The sequence below is a fragment of the Micromonospora sp. MGP-C2 genome, assembly GCF_057766525.1.
In genome coordinates, this window is record NZ_JBYMEN010000002.1 from 6,245,310 (window position 1) to 6,263,120 (window position 17,811).

Here is a 17,811-nt window from a genome sequence, read left to right on the forward strand (position 1 = left end):
TTGGCATGGCGGCCCGCCCGCCGGCCACCCCACGTTCAGAGGTGACAACTGATGAGACAGCGCGCAATGTGGTCGGCCGTCCTCGTTGTGGGACTGGCCTTGGCCGGCTGTGGCAGTGCCAGCGATTCGGGTAAGTCCAGCGGCGGCTCGGACGACAAGTTGGTGGTGTGGGACTGGAAGTCCGGCGAGCCGTTCGCGAAGTCGTACCTGGACAAGGCGACGGCCGACTTCAAGAAGAAGCACGCCAACGTCACTGTCGAGTTCGTCGCGCAGCCCTTCGACCAGTACTACACGCTGCTCGGTGCGGCCATCCAGTCCGGCAAGGGCCCGGACGTCATGCTGTTCAACGGTGGTGGCCAGATCCGCGACCGGGTGGACGCGCTGGTGCCGCTCGACGACTACGTGGCCGAGGACAAGCAGCGGCTGGCCGGCTGGGAGGCGTTCGGCAAGGACGGCAAGACCTACGCCGCCCCGGTGACGCTGCAGGGCTACCCCATCTACTACAACAAGGCGATTTACCAGAAGGCGAACCTCGACCCGGCGAGCCCGGCCACCACGTGGGACAAGTTCGTCGCCGACTGCGCCGCCATCGCCAAGGCCGGCTCCAAGTGCTTCGCCCTCGGCAACAAGGAGGGCGTCGGCATCCAGTTCTGGCTCTCCAGCATGGGCTCGACCACCCTCACCGCCGCGGAGTACGACGCCTGGATCGCCGGCAAGCGCGACTGGAACTCGGCAAACGTCAAGCGGGTCTTCCAGCTCTGGAAGGAGACCGGTGAGAAGAAGATGAACAGCGACGGGGCCAACTCGACCGCCATGTTCAACGACTCCTTCGCACTCTTCCAGTCCGGCAAGGCCGCGCACGTCATGGGCCTGATGTCGGACGTGGGGCACTGGCAGGACTTCAACGAGTTCCTCACCCCGGAGAAGCTCGGCGTCATGAAGGCCCCGGTCGTCACCGCCGGCACCACCCCGAGCCTCCCGTACGACGGTGGCATCGGCTACGCGGTCGCCAAGTGGACGAAGGACCCGAAGGTGGCCGCGGACCTGGTGCGCTCCCTGAGTTCGGCCGACGCGCTGAAGGCGTTCTACGCCGACGCCGGCGCGATCGCCGCCGACACCACCATCGACGTGTCGCAGGGCGGGCCGGCGGTCTCCACGATCGTCAGCGAGCTGAAGAGCGGCAAGCCCGCGCTGCACGTCGCGCTCTCCTCGAAGACGCTCGACCTGATGGGCCGCCTCTCCCAGCAACTGCTCAGCGGTTCGATCACCGTCGACGAGGTGGTGAAGCAGTTGGCCGCTTCCGACCAGGCGGGCTGACCTCGTGCCAATCGGAAACACGCAACCGTCGGTCCGTCTGGCTCCGGCCGGACGGGCCGGCGGGGCGGCGGGCACCCCCGCCGCGCACCGGGGTGGCGTACGCCCCCGTCCCGACCGGGGTGGGCTGCGCGCGGAACGCTTCGCCCCCTACATCCTGGTCGCCCCAGCCGTCCTGATCATCGTGCTGCTGCGGCTCTACCCGCTGATCCTCGGGGTCAACTTCTCCTTCACCGGCGACGGTGCGCAGAACGGGACGGCTGTCGGTTTCGGCAACTATCGGGAGCTCTTCGCCGACCCGCTGTTCCAGACCGCGCTGAAGAACGTCGGGTTGCTGGTGCTGCTGCTGCCGGTGGCGGTGGCGATCCCCGGTCTGCTCGCGACGTTCATCTACCTGCGGGTGCCCGGTCACCGCTTCTATCGCAGCGTCTACTTCTTTCCCGCGGTGCTCTCACCGGTCATCGTCGGTGCGATCTTCAACCTGCTGCTCGCCTTCGACGGCCCCCTCAACGCCGTCCTCTCCTCGGTCGGTGTCGATCCGATCGACTGGCTCGGTGACCCGGGCATCGCGATGTTCATGGTGGTCGGCGTGCACATCTGGGCCACCTTCGGTATGGCCCTGGTGGTGTTTCTCGCCGGGTTCGCCACGCTGGACCCCGCGCTGCTGGACGCCGCCCGCGTGGACGGGGCGTCGCTGCGCCAGGTGGTCTGGCACGTGATCGTCCCGAGCCTCTCGCGCACTATCCAGTTCGTTTTCGTGACCACGATGATCGGGATGCTGACCTCGATGTTCGGGCTGCTCTACGTCATGACCAGCGGCGGGCCGGAGGGGTCGACGTACCTGCCGGAGTTCTACATCTGGAAGCAGCAGGGCCAGATGAACCGTCCCGCGCTCGCGTCGGCCGCGTCGACGATCCTCTTCATGATCATGCTCGTGGTGGGGCTGTTGCAGATCAAGCTGCTCGAACGATCCGGAAAGGAGGACTGATGTCTCGCCTCCGCCTGGGCTGGTGGCTGATCGCCATCCCCATGTCGTTGCTCGCCCTGGCGACGATCTACCCCCTGCTGTTCACCGCCAACGTCGCGATGAAGACGCGCCGTGACTACATCCTCGACCGATTCTCGCTGACCGACGCTCTGCGTTGGGAGAACATCAGCACGGCGTGGAACAGCGTCGGCATGGGCCGCTACTTCGTCAACTCGCTGGTCGTGGTGACGGCGTCGGTGCTCCTGCTGCTGCTGCTCGGGTCGATGGCCGGCTTCGCCCTGAGCCAGTTGCGGTTCCGTGGCTCGTCGGCGTTGTTCCTGGGCTGCCTCGCGGGGCTCTTCATCCCGTTCCAGGTGATCATGGTGCCGCTCGCCCGGATCATGGCCGACACCGCGCTCATCGACACGTACCCGGGCCTGATCCTGGTCTACGTGGCCCAGTTCCTGCCCTTCACCGTCTTCCTGATGACGAGCTACTACAAGGGCATCCCGTCGGAGATCGTCGACGCGGCCCGGATCGACGGCAACACCGTGTACGGCGTGTACCGCCGGATCATGCTGCCCCTGGGCACCCCGGCGCTGCTGTCGGTCGGCATCCTCAACGCCCTGTTCTGCTGGAACGACGTCCTCATGGCACTGGTGATGATGCCGTCGGCCGAACACCGGACGCTGATGATCGGGGTGACCTCGCTGCGCGGGCAGTACTCCGACAACATCCCCACCTTCGCCTCCGGGGTGCTGATCGCCGCGATACCCGTCCTGTTGGTCTACCTGTTCCTCCAGCGCCAAATTGCCGACGGTGTAGCCGCCGGTTCCACGAAGGGTTGACATGCGCATCACGGGATATCGGACGCTCACCACGGTCCAGGAATGGGGGCGGCCGGTCGGCGATGCCAACGGCGTCTTCGCCGACGGGGTGGTCCCGGTCTCGATCGTCGTCGTCGACACCGACGAGGGCATCTCGGGCGTCGGCCTCGGGCCGCACGTCGAGATCGAACGGGTCTTCGCCGCCATCGAGGGCGAGGACCCGCGCGCGGTGACGACCCTCTACGACCGCATGTTGCGGCACACGTTCAAGGCGGGCCACGCAGGCCCGGTGTTCGGCACCATCGGCGCTCTCGACACCGCACTCTGGGACATCAAGGCGCAGGCCGCCGGTGAGCCGTTGTGGCGGCTGCTGGGCGGACGTGACCGGCGCGTTCCCGCCTACGCGTCCGGCCTGGACATCGGGCTGACCGACGACGAGCTCGTCTCCGAGTACCAGGTCTACGCCAGCCACGGCCTGCGAGCCGCCAAGCTCAAGGGTGGCCTCGACATCGAGCGCGACCGGCACCGGCTCTGCCTGGTCCGGGACGTCCTGACCGAGGCCGGCCACGGCCGGCGGCCGGGTCTGATGCTCGACGTGAACGAGGCATGGACCCGCAAGCAGGCCGTTCGGCACGTCTGCGAACTCGAACGCAGCCTGGACCTCATCTGGATCGAGGAGCCCGTCCGACGCTGGGACGCCGAGGGCAACGCCGCAGTGAGCAGAGGAGTGCGCGCGTCGGTCGCCACCGGGGAAAACCTCACCGGGCTCGAACAGTACCGCCCGCTGATCGCCGCCGGCGCGGTCGACGTCGTCCAGATGGCCGCCGTCTGGGGGGTCACCCACTTCCTGCGGGCGTCCGCCCTGGCACACGCCCACGACCTGCCGGTCAGCCCGATCGGCAACAGCCCGATCGGGCTGCTGCACGCCGCGACCTCGGTGCCGAACCATCTGACCAGCGAGCTGCAGGACCTGCACCGACCGGTCGGGGTGTCCATCGACCTGCACGTCGAGGACGGTGCCTTCGTCCTCGGCGACTCACCCGGGCTGGGTGTCCGGGTCGACGAGGAGCTGATCCGGGCCGCCAACCGCCGCCCGCAGCCGCAGACGGCCGACAGCCCCAACGTCCGGCCGGAGCGCGCCGGCCGTCGGCTGCTGGCCGGGGTCGACGGCATCGTCCCCGGCCGCCAGGTGCCCGTCGTGTCGCTGAACTCGCACAACGACGTGGCACCCACCGCGCGGCACTGAGCTGACCACCACATCAAAGGGAGCGTGGGTGCACCACCGAGGCGGTGCACCCACGACCATGCCGGTCGGCACGACCGACGTACCGACCGTCGAGACGGAGGATCGATGAAGGCAGTCGTCTACCGGGGGGCGCGTCACCTCGGAATCGAAGAACGCGAACCGGTGCCACCCGGTCGCGGCCAGGTGCGGATCGAGGTGGCCTACACCGGAATCTGCGGCACGGACCTGCACATCTATCACGGGGACATGGACGCCCGGGTCGGTGACTACGCGATCATCGGCCACGAGATGTCCGGGCGGATCGCGGCCCTCGGCGAGGACGTCGACGGTTGGAGCGTCGGCCAGCCCGTCACCGTGATGCCGACCCGGCCGTGCGGGCAGTGCGCCGCCTGCGAGCGCGGCAACTCCCACGTCTGCCACGCCATGAACTTCCTCGGCATCGACTCACCGGGCGCCATGCAGTCCTCCTGGAACGTGCCGGTGGAGCTGGTCCTGCCGCTGCCCGAGGAGTTGCCGCTCGACCACGCGGCGCTCGTCGAGCCGGTCGCGGTCGCCGTGCACGACGTCCGGCGGGGGAACGTGACCGCCGACGACCAGGTGGTCGTGGTCGGCGGTGGACCGGTAGGTGTCCTCATCGCCACCGTCGCGCAGAGCCGCGGCGCACGGGTGCTCCTCGTCGAGCTGGACCCGTTCCGCCGCGAGGTGGCGGGCGGGATCGGGATCGAGGCCGTCGACCCGGGATCGACAGATGTCGTGGCACTGGTCAACGACCGCACCGACGGCGCGGGCGCCGACATCGCCTTCGAGGTGTCCGGCTCCGCGGCCGGCGTCACCACGGCGGTCGACGTCCTCACCACCCGGGGTCGGCTGGTGATGGTGGCGATCCACCCCAAGCCTCGCGAGGTGAACCTGCACCGGTTCTTCTGGCGCGAGCTGGAACTCCTGGGTGCCCGGCTGTACCAGCGCGACGACATGGTGGAGGCGATCCGGTTGGTCGCCTCGGGCGCGATCCCGGCGCGACAGCTCATCTCCCGTGTCGAACCGGTCCAGGCGGCCGCCGACGCCTTCACGGCCCTGGAAGGTGGCGGTGTCATGAAGGTGCTGCTCGACCTGCGGGAGGGCAACCAGTGACCGCCCTGTTCGACCTGTCCGGACGGACCGCCGTCGTGACCGGGGCACGGCGCGGCATCGGCCTCGCCATGGCCGAGGCCCTGGCCCTGGCCGGTGCCGACATCGTCGGGGTCTCCGCCCAGCTCGAAGCGACCGGCAGCGAGGTGGAACGCCGGGTGCGGGCCGCAGGCCGCGGGTTCACCGCGCTGCGGGCCGACCTCGGCGACCGCGCGGCCGTGCACCGGCTGGCCCAGGACATCACCGCTCTCGGGCCGATCGACATCCTGGTGAACAACGGCGGCACGATCGCCCGTATTCCGGCCGCGGAGCACCCGGACGAGATGTGGGACCACGTGATCGAGGTGAACCTCAGCAGCCAGTTCGTCCTGAGCCGGGAGATCGGCCGGACGATGGTCGAGCGGGGCCGAGGGAAGATCATCTTCACGGCGTCGCTGCTGAGTTTCCAGGGTGGCATCACCGTCCCCGGCTACGCCGCGTCGAAGTCGGGGGTGGCCGGTCTGACCAAGGCGCTGGCGAACGAGTGGGCGGCCCACGGGGTGAACGTCAACGCCATCGCCCCCGGCTACATCGCCACCGACAACACCCAGGCGCTGCGCGACGACCCCGACCGTGCCCCGGCGATCCTCACCCGGATCCCGGCGGGTCGGTGGGGCCGGGCCGACGACCTCGGTGGCGCCGCGGTGTTCCTGGCGTCGGCGGCATCCGACTACGTCAACGGAATCGTCCTGCCCGTCGACGGCGGCTGGCTGGGCCGATGACGGGCGCAGAGGTGCCCGGACGAGCCGGGATCGTCGACGCGCACCACCACCTCTGGGTCCGCGCACGGCACCCCCAACCGTGGATCGACCCGGTGACCATGGCGGCCATCGACGCCGACTTCGAACCCACGGATCTCGTGCCGGTGGCCCGGGCCGCCGGGGTCACCGCGACCGTGGTGGTGCAGTCCATCGCCTCGGAGGCGGAGACGGTGGACCTGCTGGCCGTCGCGGCCGGGGACACCCTCGTCCGTGGTGTCGTCGGCTGGGTGGACCTGACCGCCGACGACGTCGCCCAGCGCCTCGTACGCCTGCGGGCCGCACCGGGCGGGGAACGTCTCGTCGGCATCCGCCACCTCGTGCAGAGCGAGACCGACCCGGCGTACCTGGACCGTCCGGACGTCCGCCGGGGGATCGCGGCGGTCGGCGCGGCCGGCCTGGTCTTCGACCTGCTGGTCCGCCAACACCAGCTGCCCATGGCCGCACGTCTGGCGCACGACCTGCCGGAGGTGCGCTTCGTGCTCGACCATCTGGGCAAGCCCGCGTTGGGCCGTCCGGAGATGACCGCGTGGACTCGCGGTCTGCGGGCGTTGGCGGCCTCGCCCAACACGACGGCGAAGCTCTCCGGTCTGGTGACGGAAGTGGAGCGGTCACCCTGGACGACGGAAGACCTCCGACCGGCCGTCGAGGGCGCGCTCGACACGTTCGGACCGGACCGACTGATGTACGGCTCGGACTGGCCGGTCTGTCTGCTCGCCAGCTCGTACCCGCGATGGGTCGAGGCGCTGGCGGAGTTGCTGGGCGACCACGACGAGGCCGACCAGGCGCTGCTCTGGGGGGACACGGCGCGGCGCGTATATCGGTTGGAGGCGTCGTGAGGGTGCGAGCACTGCCGCGTCGCCCGGAGGTGCGTCTCACCGAGCTGGGCTTCGGTGCGGCCCAGGGTGGCAACCTGTACCGGGCCACGACGGACGAGGAGTTCGCGTCGGCGGTCGACACCGCGTGGGAGGCGGGCGTCCGGTACTACGACACCGCGCCGCACTACGGGCTCGGTCTGTCCGAGCGCCGACTCGGCGCCGCGTTGCGGCACCGCCCGCGCGACGAGTACGTCGTGTCGACGAAGGTCGGGCGACTGCTGGTGCCGTCGCCGCAGGACGCCCACCTGCGGGACTCCGACGGGTTCGATGTCCCCGCGAGCCACCGGCGGGTGTGGGACTTCAGCCGCGACGGCGTCCTTCGCTCGATCGAGGCCAGCCTGGATCGCACCGGGCTGGACCGGATCGACATCGTCTACCTCCACGACCCGGACGACCACTGGGAGTGGGCCGCCAGTGAAGCCGTGCCGGCCCTGGTCGAGCTGCGTGACCAGGGCGTGGTGGGTGCCATCGGCGCCGGCATGAACCAGTCGGAGATGCTGGCCCGGTTCGTGCGGGAAGCCGACGTCGACGTGATGATGTGCGCCGGGCGGTACACCCTGCTGGAGCAGGGCGCGGCCGATGACCTGCTGCCCGCCGCCGAGAGTCGCGGGGTGGGCGTGGTCATCGCGGGCGTCTACAACTCGGGGCTGCTGTCGCGGGACCGGCCCCCGGCTGACGCCGTCTACAACTACCAGCAGGCGCCGGCAGAGTTGATCGAGCGGGCGCGGCGGATCGCGACGGTCTGCGAGACGTACGACGTCACCCTGCCGCAGGCGGCACTGGCCTTCGTCCGCCGGCATCCGGCGGTGGTGTCGACGGTGGTCGGTGTGCGCAACACCTCCCAGGTCGCCGAGGCGGTGCGACGCTCGGAGGCCGTCGTGGCGGAGGAACTCTGGGACGCGCTGGCGGCGGCGGGGCTGCTCGCCACGGCGCACTAGGGCGACGTTCTCCCTCTCAGCCTGACGACGACGTCCCGGCCGGGACCGGCTCCGCTCATCGGATACCGGTCCCGACCGGGACGTCATTCGCTACGGCGACAGCCGCGGGTCACACCGCGGTGAACCGCCACTGCTGGTTGGCCGCACTGTGGCAGGTCCACTGCAACAGACGGGCGCCGTCGGTGGTGGCGGCGCCGTTGACGTCCACGCACAGCCCGCTCAGCACGCTGCGCACCGTGTAGACCCCAGAGGTTCCCGTCGCGGTCGCGGTGAACTTCTGCTGGTTGCCGTTGTTGCAGGTGGCCTGCTGGAGGAAGGCACCCGCCGCCGTGGAGCTGCCGACCACCTCGACGCACTTGCCGCTGTGCACGGCCTTCAGGTAGACCGCACCGCTACCGGCGTCGACGGCCTGCCACTTCTGGTTGTTGCCCCCGGTGGCCGCCCACTGGGTGATCTGTGCGCCGTCGGCGGTGGAGACACCGCTGACGTCCATCAGCTTGCCGCTGTGCTGCGCCGTGAGCGTCCAGGTCTTCCCCGCCACGCCACCGCCGGTTCCGGGTACGCCGACGCCGACGCCCCCGAAGGTGTGCGAGTCCAGATCGAACGAGTTGTTGCTGTTCTTGAACACCATGTAGAGCGTCTGTGTCCCGCTGAGCGCGGCGACGCTCACCGGAGTCGTGGACTGGTAGTTGTCCCAGCCGCCCGTACTGGGCACCGGGGTGGTGGCCAGCAGGGTGCCGGTCGGCGAGCCGGCACGCAGCTCGATCGAACCGCCACCGGACGGCGACGACACCCGGTAGCTGACCGTCGAGATGCCCGACAGGCTCATCGGGCTGAACGCGATCCAGTCGTTGGTGGAGATGTCACCGACGCGCTTGGTGCTCTCCGCCGCCGCCTGGTCGACGACCCGGATGCCGGACTGGCTGCTGAAGTACTCGGACTGCTTGTGCTTCGGTTGCAGGATCGCCTGCGCGGTGCCGGTGAGCGGTGCCGCGCCCCCCGCGCCACCGCTGTCGGTGTAGCGCGCGTTCAGCACGTAGAACAGGTTGGCGCCGTCCGGATGACCACCGAGCAGGTCGGTGGAGATGGTGCCCGAGCAGCCCGGGTACTCGGTGGTCTCGTGCGCGTGGTCGTCGTGACCGAGCGCGGGGTTGAGGACCACCTTCGAGCAGTCGACAGTGCCGCCGTCCGGGTCGGTCACGGTGATCTGGTACGACACCTTGTCACCGAAGGTGAGCATGCCGCCGTTGGATGGTGTGGTGATGGTGACCACCGGGGCGCTGTTGCCGACGGTGATCTGGACGTTGGCGAAGCCCGTCTTACCGGTGTTGTCGGTGACCTTCAACTGCGCTGTGTAGTTGCCGTTGGCGGTGTACACCTTCGACGGGTTCGCGGCCGTGGAGCTGGTGCCGTCGCCGAACGTCCACTGGTAGCTCAGCGTGTTGCCGGGGTCCGGGTCGGACGTGCCCGCGCTGCTGAACTGGACGGTGAGCGGGGCGGTGCCACTGGTGGGTGTGCCGGTGGCCTTGACGATCGGTGACCGGCCACCCTGGATGTAGTCGATCCGGTAGAGCCCGGAGTCGCTGTTGCCGCCACCGAAGTTGGTGCCCCACTCCAGCAGGTAGAGCGAGCCGTCCTTGCCAAACTCCATGTCCATCGGCTTGTTGAACCCGCCACCGGGCAGGAACGGGTTGGTGCGGGTCACCGCCGTGGAGGAGTCGAAGTGCACCTCCTTGACGTAGCTGCGCGACCACTCGTAGAAGAAGTGCACCCCGTCGTAGTAGGGCGGGAACTTCGTCGCGGACGGGTTCGACGCGTCGTACCGGTAGACCGGGCCGCCCATCGGCGCGGAGCCGCCGGAGCCCAGCTCCGGGAAGGTCGTCGAGGCGGGGTAGCCGTACCAGAGGTTCGGCATGACGACCGGCTTCAGGCTGGTCAGACCGGTGTTGTTCGGCGAATTGTTGACCGGCGCGGAACAGTTGAACTTCGAGCCGACGACGCCGGTGTCCGGGTTGAACGGCGCGTACGGCTGGTTGTTGCCGTGGCAGAACGGCCAGCCGTAGTTGCCCGGCGTCTTGATCACGTTGAGCTCGACCAGGCCCTCGGGGCCGCGGTTGGTGGTGGGCGGGTTGCGGTCCGGCCCGTAGTCGGCCAGGTAGACCCAGCCGGTGGCCGCGTCGATCGAGAAGCGGAACGGGTTGCGGAAGCCCATCGCGTAGATTTCCGGCTTGGTCTGCGCGGTGCCCTGGGGGTACAGGTTGCCCGTCGGGATTGTGTAGCTGCCGCTGGCTCCGGGGCGGATGCGCAGCAGCTTGCCGCGCAGGTCGTTGGTGTTGCCGGCGGTCCTGGCGGCGTCGAGGTTGGACTTGCCCGACCGCCAGTCCAGCGGGGCGTAGCCCTGCCAGTTGGGGTCGAGGTTCGGCGGCGTGTCGTCGCCGGTGCCGATGTAGAGGTTGCCGTCGGGACCGAACTCGATGTACCCGCCGGTGTGGCCGGGCTCCGGGAACGTCCGGTCACGGTAGGCCGGGATGTCGATGATCGTCACACCGCTGGACATGTTCAACGTGTCGCCGGAGAGCGTGTAGCGGGAGACGCGGTTGACGTCGGTCGTGCTGCTCGCCGGCGAGTGGTACAGGTACACGTACCCGTTGGTGGCGAAGTTGGGGTCCAGCGCCATGCCGGTGAGACCGTCCTCGCCGCCGGTGTAGACGCTCAGCGTGCCGGCGGTGACAGTGCTGTTGGTGGAGGGCTTGAAGATCTTCAGTTGCCCGCCGCGTTGGGCGTAGAGCACCCGCCCGTCGGGGGCCACTGCCATCGCCATCGGGTCGACGGTGTTGTCGTCGAGGGTGCGCTTCTCGAAGTTGCCCCAGACCGTGCCGCCGCAGTCGCCGGCGACGTTGCCGGCGGCCCACCGGACGCCACCGAGGACGTGGTTGCGGAAGTTCGTCTCACTGTAGGAGTCGATCGCGTGGCCCATCGCGGTGGCCCACACCCGCCCACCACCGGCGTTGCGGCACCAGGAGATCGGGTGGTCCGGGCCCATCGCCCGGGACCCCGGGTTGTACGTGCGCTCGTCGGCGGTCACCAGGACGTGCACGTTGCCGCGCGGGTTGGTGTCGAAGTTGTACCACTCCTCGCTGCGGTTCCAGCGATCCGGCAGACCGGCCGTCGACGGGTGCTGCTTGTCGGCGACGATGGCGGTGCCGGGCAGCACGCCGGGGGAGTGTTCGGGCATGTGGGCGCCGCCGTTGATGGTCTGGTCCCACCACGGGTACTCCGACTCGATGCCCATGTCGGTGGCGTTGTGGACGCCGACGATGCCCTTGCCGCTGGCGAGGTAGCCCTCCACCGCCTGGCGCTGCGCCGCCGAGGTCCAGACCATGCCGGAGGTCTGGAACATGATGATGACGTCAAAGGTCGCCAGGTTGCTGGCGGTGAAGACGCTGGAGTCCTCGGTCGCCACCAGCTCGAAGTTGTTCGCCGCCGCCTGCTGCTGGAACATGGCGATTCCGGCGGGGATCGAGTCGTGCCGGTAGCCGGCGGTCTTGGTGAACAGCAGGGCACGGAAGGCCGGGGCCGCCGATGCGGGTGGGGCGAGTCCGAGCGACAGTAACAGGCCGGCGATCACCGCGATGATCAATGTATTGCGACGCATGCCGTCTCCTAGGTTGTGCGGTGGTGGGGGTGCGATCACGGGCCCTTCGGTGCGTCAGGTTCTGCCTGGACGCCTGGGCGGGCACGAGCGCGCGCTGGGCTGTCCTCGTGCCGTTCGCCGAAACGGCAGTCAGACCGGCAGGACGTCACACAGCGTGATGATGGCCGTGGTTGTCGTCCCGTGGCCCACGAGGTCAGGATGAGCTAGAGATCGATGAGTGTCAATCAACGAGGGTAACATCCGATGTCCTGCCCGGTGGACGACGGCCGTGAGTGGCTCCCTGGCTGCGGTGCCACTGTCGATCATGGACCGGCCTGCCAGTCGGCCTAGATCGAGGATTGCGGACCCGCATCCAAACATCTATCTTCATACGTGTGATGTTTCGCGGATGTCAAGAGAATGTTTGCAACACGCGAACGTAAGCCGCCTCCGTTCCTACGAAAGTTTGATGTCCAGCGCTTCAAAGTCACCGTAGTGTGGCATTGAATGCTGTCGATAACTACTGTCTGTGAGGGCACTCGGGATGTCAGACTCGCGGCCGGTGCCGCTGCTCACCCTTCGGGGTATCGGCAAGTCCTTCCTCGGAGTACGCGTTCTCGGCGAAGTCGACCTCGATGTGGCGCCAGGCGAGGTCCACGCCGTCGTCGGTGAGAACGGCGCAGGGAAGTCGACCCTCATGAAGATCGTCTCGGGCGGATACTCGCCGGACGAGGGCACTGTCGAGTTCGCCGGGGAACCCCGGGTGTTCCGTGGCCCGCGCGACGCGCAACGGGCCGGCGTCGGCATCATCCACCAGGAGTTCAACCTGCTCCCAGAGCGCACCGTCGCCGAGAACGTCTACCTCGGCCACGAGCCGGTCCGCCGCGGGTTGGTCGACCGCCGGGCGATGCTCGACCGCACCACGCGGCTGCTCGCCTCGATCGGGGAGACCACGTTGCCGGCGGACGCCCGGGTGGGGCAGCTCGGCGTCGCGCAGCAGCAGGTCGTCGAGATCGCCAAGGCGCTCGCCCTGGACGCGCGGCTGCTCATCATGGACGAGCCGACCGCCTCGCTGGCGGACCACGAGGTCGAGCTGCTCTACGGGTTGGTGCGCCGACTCCAGGAGAGGGGCATCGGCCTGCTGTACGTCTCGCACCGGCTCGCCGAGGTCTTCGACCTGTCCAGTCGGATCACCGTCCTGAAGGACGGCCGCCGCGTGACCACAGTGGACACGGCGGACACCACCGCCGACCAGTTGGTGCGGCACATGGTCGGCCGCGAGCTCTCCAGCTACTACCCCGACCGGGCCAGCCCGGACGACCTGGGCCCGGTGCGGGTCACCGTCCGCGACGCGGGAAACCGGAAGCTGCGCGGCGTCAACCTTGAGTTGCGTGCCGGCGAGGTGCTCGGCGTCGGCGGCCTGCAGGGCTCCGGACGTTCTGCGCTCGCCCGCGCGCTCTTCGGGGTGTCGCCGTTCACGGCCGGCGAGGTCACGCTCGACGGCAGGCCGGTCCGGCTGCGCTCACCACGCACCGCGATGCGGGCCGGCATCGCCTACGTCACCGAGGACCGCAAGGGCGAGGGGATCGTCCCCCGACAGTCGGTCCTCGACAACACGCTGCTCGCCAGCCGGGCCGTGTTCGCGATCCGCTCCGGCCACGCCGCCCGCACCGTCCGCGCCCGCGAGCTGCTCGCCGCCGTGGAGGTTCGTGGCGCTGGCGACGACCAGGAGATCTGCTTTCTGTCCGGGGGCAACCAGCAGAAGGTCGTGCTGGCCCGATGGCTCGCGCTCAACCCGCGGATCCTGCTCTTCGACGAGCCGACCCGGGGCATCGACGTGGGCGCGAAGTCAGCCATCCACGATCTCGTCCGCCGTCTCGCCCGCGACGGCGCGGCCGTGCTGATGATCTCGTCCGACCTACCGGAGCTGCTGGGGATGAGTGACCGGATCGTCGTCCTGCGCGACGGCCGCATCGTGGGCGAGTTGCCCGCCGGCGCGTCCGAGGAGGACGTCGTCGCGTTGGCGGTCGGGACCGCGCGGGAGGCAGCTGCATGAGCGCCCTGTCGCTCCTTCCGGCCCGCCGTCCCGTACCGGGCGTCTTCGTGGCACTGACCCTCACCCTCGCGATCGGCTGGCTGGTCGTCCTCGTCGACGGTGGTCAGCTGTTCAACCAGTCCACGACGGTGAGTCTGCTGCACGTCGCCGCCGGCCTCGGGCTCGTCGCCGTCGGACAGACCCTGGTCATCCTGGGCGGCTCGCTGGACCTGTCGGTGGCGTACGTGATCAGCCTCAGCACTCTCGTCGCGGCCGAGACGATGAACGGCAGCGACGGCGCGTTGGTGCCGGCGATCGGCCTGGCGCTCGCCGTCAGCGCCGGTGTCGGGCTGCTCAACGGGCTCCTCGTCACCAAGTTCCGGGTCAACGCGTTCATCGCGACCCTCGGCGTCGGGTTGCTGCTCAAGGGTTACCTCGACAACGGCTACGACGGCCCGGCCGGCACGACCTCGCCCACGCTCGTGCAGTCTCTCGGCTACCAGCGCGTCGGCCCGGTGCCACTGTCGTTCCTGTTGCTGATCGCCGTGACCGCGGCGGCCTGGTTCGCGCTCTCGCGGACCCGCTTCGGCCATCACCTGGTCGCCGTCGGCGGCGACCCGGAGGTGGCCCGGCTCTCGGGTGTCCGCAACGACCGGATCCTGGTCACCGCCCACGTGCTCTGCTCGATGTGTGCCGGGCTCGCCGGTATCTACCTGGCCAGTCGGCTCGGTTCGGGCGCTCCGCGGGTGGGCACCGAGGGTCTCTACGACCTGGAGTCGATCGCCGCCGTGGTGATCGGCGGGACCGCCCTCGCCGGCGGGCGTGGCGGTGTCATCGGCACCGTCGGTGGGGTGCTGCTGCTCGCCAGCATCGACGCCATCTTCAACCAGCTCGAGGTGGATGCCTTCTTCAAGCAGGTGATCCGGGGCGTCATCATCATCGCCGCGGTCGCCGTCTACGCCCGCAGGGCCATGCGAAAGGCGGCCTGACCGTGCAGACCGTCCAGCCCCGTTCACTGCCGCTGCGTCTGCCGCGGGTGCGCCCCGGTGGTGTCCTGCCGATCCTCGCGATCCTCGCGGTGCTGCTGGTGCTCGTCGGCATCCGGCAGCCCGACTTCCTGTCCCCGCCGTCGCTGATGTCCTTCCTCGGTCGTTCGGCGCCGATCATCCTGCTCGCCGCCGGTCAGTACTTCGTGATCGTCTCCGGTGAGTTCGACCTCTCGGTCGGTTCCCTGGTCACGGCGCAGGTGGTCGTCGCCGCCCGGCTGATCGACGGAGACCCGGCGCGTACCTGGCCGGTGGTGCTGCTCCTGCTCGCCTTCGGAGCACTCGTCGGGCTGGTCAACGGCCTCATCACCACCCGGCTGCGGGTGCCGTCGTTCATCACCACCCTCGGCATGTTCCTGATCCTGGTCGGGGCGGTCTACCTGTGGTCCGACGGTGCACCGAAGGGTGGGCTCTCCGAGGAGTTCCGGCGGTTCGGCCGGCGCGCGTTCGAGGACGTGCCGGTGCTCGGCCGCATGCCGTACGCGCTGCTGGTCCTGTTGGTCCTGGCGGTGGTGGCCGTGCTGCTGATGCGGTCCGACTTCGGCCGGACGCTGGTCGCCGTCGGCGACAATCCGCGCACCGCCGAGTTGAGCGGAGTGCGCGTGTGGCGTACCCGGACCATCGCCTTCATCCTCAGCGGGCTCGCGGCGGCCGTGGCGGCGATCCTGCTGGGCGGCTACAGCGGCGTCTCGTTCCAGGCCGGAGCGGGCCTGGAGTTCGGCGCCATCACCGCGGTCGTCCTCGGTGGCGTCGCTCTGGGCGGGGGCCGCGGCGCGGTCGTCGGCGCGATGCTCGGGGCGCTGACCCTCGAACTGCTCTTCGCCCTCATGAATTTCTACGGCGTCTCCGGCGCCCTCAGGTCGGCCGTCCAGGGCGGGATCATCCTGCTCGCCGTGGCGGTCTCCGCAACTCGTTCTTCGTCGAGATAAAGGGGAAACCATAGTGCGACGTTTCATGGCGGCGCTGGCCGCTGTCACCCTGCTGTCCGTCACCGCGTGTTCCACCGACGAGCCGGCCGCCGGCCCCTCGGGCAGTGCCCCCGCCGCCGGTTCGGGCACCGGGGACCAGTCGAAGTTCTTCGTGCAGGCCGATTACGACGCGGAGCTCGCGCTGCTCGACGCCGCCGCCACGGGCCCGGCCGACAAGCCGTGGGAGCAGGTGCTCAACCCGACGATGGTGGACACCGCCAAGTTCAAGAAGAAGGGCCCGCACAAGATCTGCTTCTCCAACGCGGCCCTGAACAACCCGTGGCGGCAGGTCGGGTTCAAGACCATGCAGGCCGAGGTCGAGGCACAGAAGAGCCGCATCAAGGAGTTCGTGCACGTCGACGCCGAAGGCAAGGACCAGAAGCAGATCGCGGACATCAACGACCTGCTCGGCAAGGGCTGCGACGCGCTCATCGTCTCGCCCAACACCACCGCCACGCTCACCCCGGCCGTCGAGGCGGCCTGCCAGGCGGGCCTGCCGGTCATCGTCTTCGACCGTGGCGTCAACACGAAGTGCCCGGTGACCTTCATCAACCCCATCGGCGGTTACGGGTTCGGTCACGTCGGCGCCGAGTTCGTCAGTCAGAAGATGAAGCCCGGCGGCAAGGTCCTCGCCCTGCGGATCCTGCCTGGTGTCGACGTCCTGGAGACCCGGTGGTCGGCGGCGAAGGTGGCGTTCGACAAGGCGAAGGTCGACGTCGTGGGTGTCGAGTTCACCGACGGTGACCCGGCCAAGACCAAGAAGATCGTGGACGACTACATCCAGCGATACGGGACGATCGACGGTGTCTGGATGGACGCCGGAGCAGTTGCCGTCGCGGCGGTCGAGGCGTTCCAGGACGCGGGCAAGCCCGTTCCGCCGATGAACGGTGAGGACCAGCTCGACTTCCTGAAGATCTGGAAGGACAAGCAGCTCACCGCCATCGCGCCGACCTACCCGACCTACCAGTGGCGTACGCCGATCATCGCCGCGCTGCGGATCCTCGACGGCGAGCAGGTCTCCAACCCGTGGAAGCTGCCGCAGCCGACCGTCACCCAGGACAACCTGGACCGCTACCTCGATCCGAGCATGCCGCCGCTGCACTACGCGATGTGCGGCTGCACCGACCTGCCCGGTTACCCGCAGCGCTGGAAGTAGGTTCGGGTGTACGCCATCGGTGTCAACCCCTGGGTGTGGGCCTCGCCGGTCGACGACGAGGCCCTGGCCGAGCTGATCCCACGGATCGCCGCGTTCGGCTTCGACGCTGTCGAGTTGCCGATCGAGCAGCCCGGTGACTGGGACCCGGTCCGTACCCGGGACCTGCTGGCCGCGCACGGCCTCGCCGCCGCCGGGGTTTGCGCGGTCACCCCGCCGGGACGGGACCTGGTGGACGCCGCGCCGGCCGTCGTGGAGTCGACGGTGGCGTACCTCATGGGCTGCGTGGCGAGCGCCGCGGCCGTCGGCGCCCCGTGCGTCGGCGGCCCGGTGTACGCCTCGGTCGGCCGCACCTGGCGGATGTCACCGACGGCTCGCGCCGACTGCTACACGGACTTCCGGCGGGCCCTGGCGCCGGTGGCCGAGCGGGCGGGCGAGTGCGGGGTGAGCATCGGCGTCGAGGCGTTGAACCGCTACGAGACGAGCGTCGTCAACACGATCGAGCAGACGGTCGAGCTGATCGACGGCCTACCGCCGAGCGTCGGCATCATGATCGACACCTATCACATGAACATCGAGGAGGCCGACCCCTACGCGGCCCTCGCACTCGCCGGCCCGCACATCAAGCACGTCCAGGTCAGCGGCACCAACCGGGGCGCTCCCGGTGCCGACCACTTCGACTGGCCCCGTTTCTTCACAGTCCTGCGCGACACCGGCTACCAGGGCGCGATCTGCATCGAGTCGTTCACCGCGGAGAACGAGACCATCGCCACCGCCGCGGCGATCTGGCGCCCGTTGGCCCCCTCACAGGACCGCCTCGCCACGGACGGCCTGCGCTATCTCCGGGAGACCCTCGGCTGACCGGCGCCGCGCGCCAACC

14 protein-coding genes are annotated in these 17,811 nt (G+C 69.3%); 13 read left to right on the plus strand and 1 reads right to left on the minus strand.

The features are described 5' to 3' along the window. Positions 1 to 51: 51 nt before the first annotated feature. The 8 genes from AC3CF1_RS28755 (at position 52) to AC3CF1_RS28790 (ending at position 8,095) form a co-directional block, all read left to right on the plus strand. Positions 52 to 1,317, plus strand: a complete 1,266-nt coding sequence (locus AC3CF1_RS28755) for an ABC transporter substrate-binding protein (protein WP_488451680.1) — start codon at positions 52 to 54, stop codon at positions 1,315 to 1,317. A gap of 4 nt (positions 1,318 to 1,321) precedes the next feature. Next, on the plus strand, positions 1,322 to 2,302 hold the full coding sequence (locus AC3CF1_RS28760; protein WP_172861986.1) for a carbohydrate ABC transporter permease: 981 nt from the start codon (positions 1,322 to 1,324) through the stop codon (positions 2,300 to 2,302). Further along, positions 2,302 to 3,129 (plus strand): carbohydrate ABC transporter permease, encoded by an 828-nt coding sequence (locus AC3CF1_RS28765; protein WP_355160301.1) that lies wholly within the window; start codon positions 2,302 to 2,304, stop codon positions 3,127 to 3,129. The genes AC3CF1_RS28760 and AC3CF1_RS28765 overlap by 1 nt, the downstream gene beginning before the upstream one ends. 1 nt (position 3,130) lies before the next feature. Further along, on the plus strand, positions 3,131 to 4,354 hold the full coding sequence (locus tag AC3CF1_RS28770; RefSeq protein WP_358197034.1) for a mandelate racemase/muconate lactonizing enzyme family protein: 1,224 nt from the start codon (positions 3,131 to 3,133) through the stop codon (positions 4,352 to 4,354). Positions 4,355 to 4,459: 105 nt separating this feature from the next. Continuing rightward, on the plus strand, positions 4,460 to 5,485 hold the full coding sequence (locus AC3CF1_RS28775; RefSeq protein WP_488451681.1) for a zinc-dependent alcohol dehydrogenase: 1,026 nt from the start codon (positions 4,460 to 4,462) through the stop codon (positions 5,483 to 5,485). Next, positions 5,482 to 6,243 carry an SDR family NAD(P)-dependent oxidoreductase gene (locus tag AC3CF1_RS28780; RefSeq protein WP_488451682.1) on the plus strand — a complete coding sequence of 254 codons (762 nt, stop codon included), beginning with the start codon at positions 5,482 to 5,484 and terminating at the stop codon, positions 6,241 to 6,243. Before AC3CF1_RS28775 ends, AC3CF1_RS28780 begins: the two co-directional genes overlap by 4 nt. Continuing rightward, on the plus strand, positions 6,240 to 7,118 hold the full coding sequence (locus tag AC3CF1_RS28785; protein ID WP_488451683.1) for an amidohydrolase family protein: 879 nt from the start codon (positions 6,240 to 6,242) through the stop codon (positions 7,116 to 7,118). The genes AC3CF1_RS28780 and AC3CF1_RS28785 overlap by 4 nt, the downstream gene beginning before the upstream one ends. Further along, positions 7,115 to 8,095: an aldo/keto reductase gene (locus tag AC3CF1_RS28790; RefSeq protein WP_355160304.1), complete on the plus strand. Its 981-nt coding sequence runs from the start codon at positions 7,115 to 7,117 to the stop codon at positions 8,093 to 8,095. The genes AC3CF1_RS28785 and AC3CF1_RS28790 overlap by 4 nt, the downstream gene beginning before the upstream one ends. A gap of 109 nt (positions 8,096 to 8,204) precedes the next feature. Here the strand turns inward: AC3CF1_RS28790 and AC3CF1_RS28795 are convergent, their stop codons facing one another. Next, positions 8,205 to 11,750: a ThuA domain-containing protein gene (locus AC3CF1_RS28795; RefSeq protein ID WP_488451684.1), complete on the minus strand. Its 3,546-nt coding sequence runs from the start codon at positions 11,748 to 11,750 to the stop codon at positions 8,205 to 8,207. 523 nt (positions 11,751 to 12,273) lie between these two features. Here AC3CF1_RS28795 and AC3CF1_RS28800 point away from each other — a divergent pair. From AC3CF1_RS28800 to AC3CF1_RS28820, 5 genes are read left to right on the plus strand one after another with little or no spacing between them, the layout of a single operon-like run. After that, positions 12,274 to 13,785: a sugar ABC transporter ATP-binding protein gene (locus tag AC3CF1_RS28800; protein WP_488451685.1), complete on the plus strand. Its 1,512-nt coding sequence runs from the start codon at positions 12,274 to 12,276 to the stop codon at positions 13,783 to 13,785. Continuing rightward, entirely contained in the window at positions 13,782 to 14,753 is a 972-nt protein-coding gene (locus tag AC3CF1_RS28805) for an ABC transporter permease (RefSeq protein WP_088947080.1), read from the plus strand. Before AC3CF1_RS28800 ends, AC3CF1_RS28805 begins: the two co-directional genes overlap by 4 nt. 2 nt (positions 14,754 to 14,755) lie before the next feature. Then, entirely contained in the window at positions 14,756 to 15,739 is a 984-nt protein-coding gene (locus AC3CF1_RS28810; protein ID WP_197699603.1) for an ABC transporter permease, read from the plus strand. Between the two features lie 13 nt (positions 15,740 to 15,752). Then, positions 15,753 to 16,934: a substrate-binding domain-containing protein gene (locus tag AC3CF1_RS28815; protein WP_307871447.1), complete on the plus strand. Its 1,182-nt coding sequence runs from the start codon at positions 15,753 to 15,755 to the stop codon at positions 16,932 to 16,934. 6 nt (positions 16,935 to 16,940) lie between these two features. After that, positions 16,941 to 17,792 carry a sugar phosphate isomerase/epimerase family protein gene (locus tag AC3CF1_RS28820; RefSeq protein ID WP_488451686.1) on the plus strand — a complete coding sequence of 284 codons (852 nt, stop codon included), beginning with the start codon at positions 16,941 to 16,943 and terminating at the stop codon, positions 17,790 to 17,792. Positions 17,793 to 17,811 lie beyond the last annotated feature (19 nt).

Coding starts and splice junctions, on each gene's coding strand:
- AC3CF1_RS28755 (WP_488451680.1), top strand. CDS start 52: ATGAGACAGCGCGCAATGTGGTCGGCCGTCCTCGTTGTGGGACTGGCC.
- AC3CF1_RS28765 (WP_355160301.1), top strand. CDS start 2,302: ATGTCTCGCCTCCGCCTGGGCTGGTGGCTGATCGCCATCCCCATGTCG.
- AC3CF1_RS28785 (WP_488451683.1), top strand. CDS start 6,240: ATGACGGGCGCAGAGGTGCCCGGACGAGCCGGGATCGTCGACGCGCAC.
- AC3CF1_RS28795 (WP_488451684.1), bottom strand. CDS start 11,750: ATGCGTCGCAATACATTGATCATCGCGGTGATCGCCGGCCTGTTACTG.
- AC3CF1_RS28805 (WP_088947080.1), top strand. CDS start 13,782: ATGAGCGCCCTGTCGCTCCTTCCGGCCCGCCGTCCCGTACCGGGCGTC.
- AC3CF1_RS28800 (WP_488451685.1), top strand. CDS start 12,274: ATGTCAGACTCGCGGCCGGTGCCGCTGCTCACCCTTCGGGGTATCGGC.
- AC3CF1_RS28775 (WP_488451681.1), top strand. CDS start 4,460: ATGAAGGCAGTCGTCTACCGGGGGGCGCGTCACCTCGGAATCGAAGAA.
- AC3CF1_RS28770 (WP_358197034.1), top strand. CDS start 3,131: ATGCGCATCACGGGATATCGGACGCTCACCACGGTCCAGGAATGGGGG.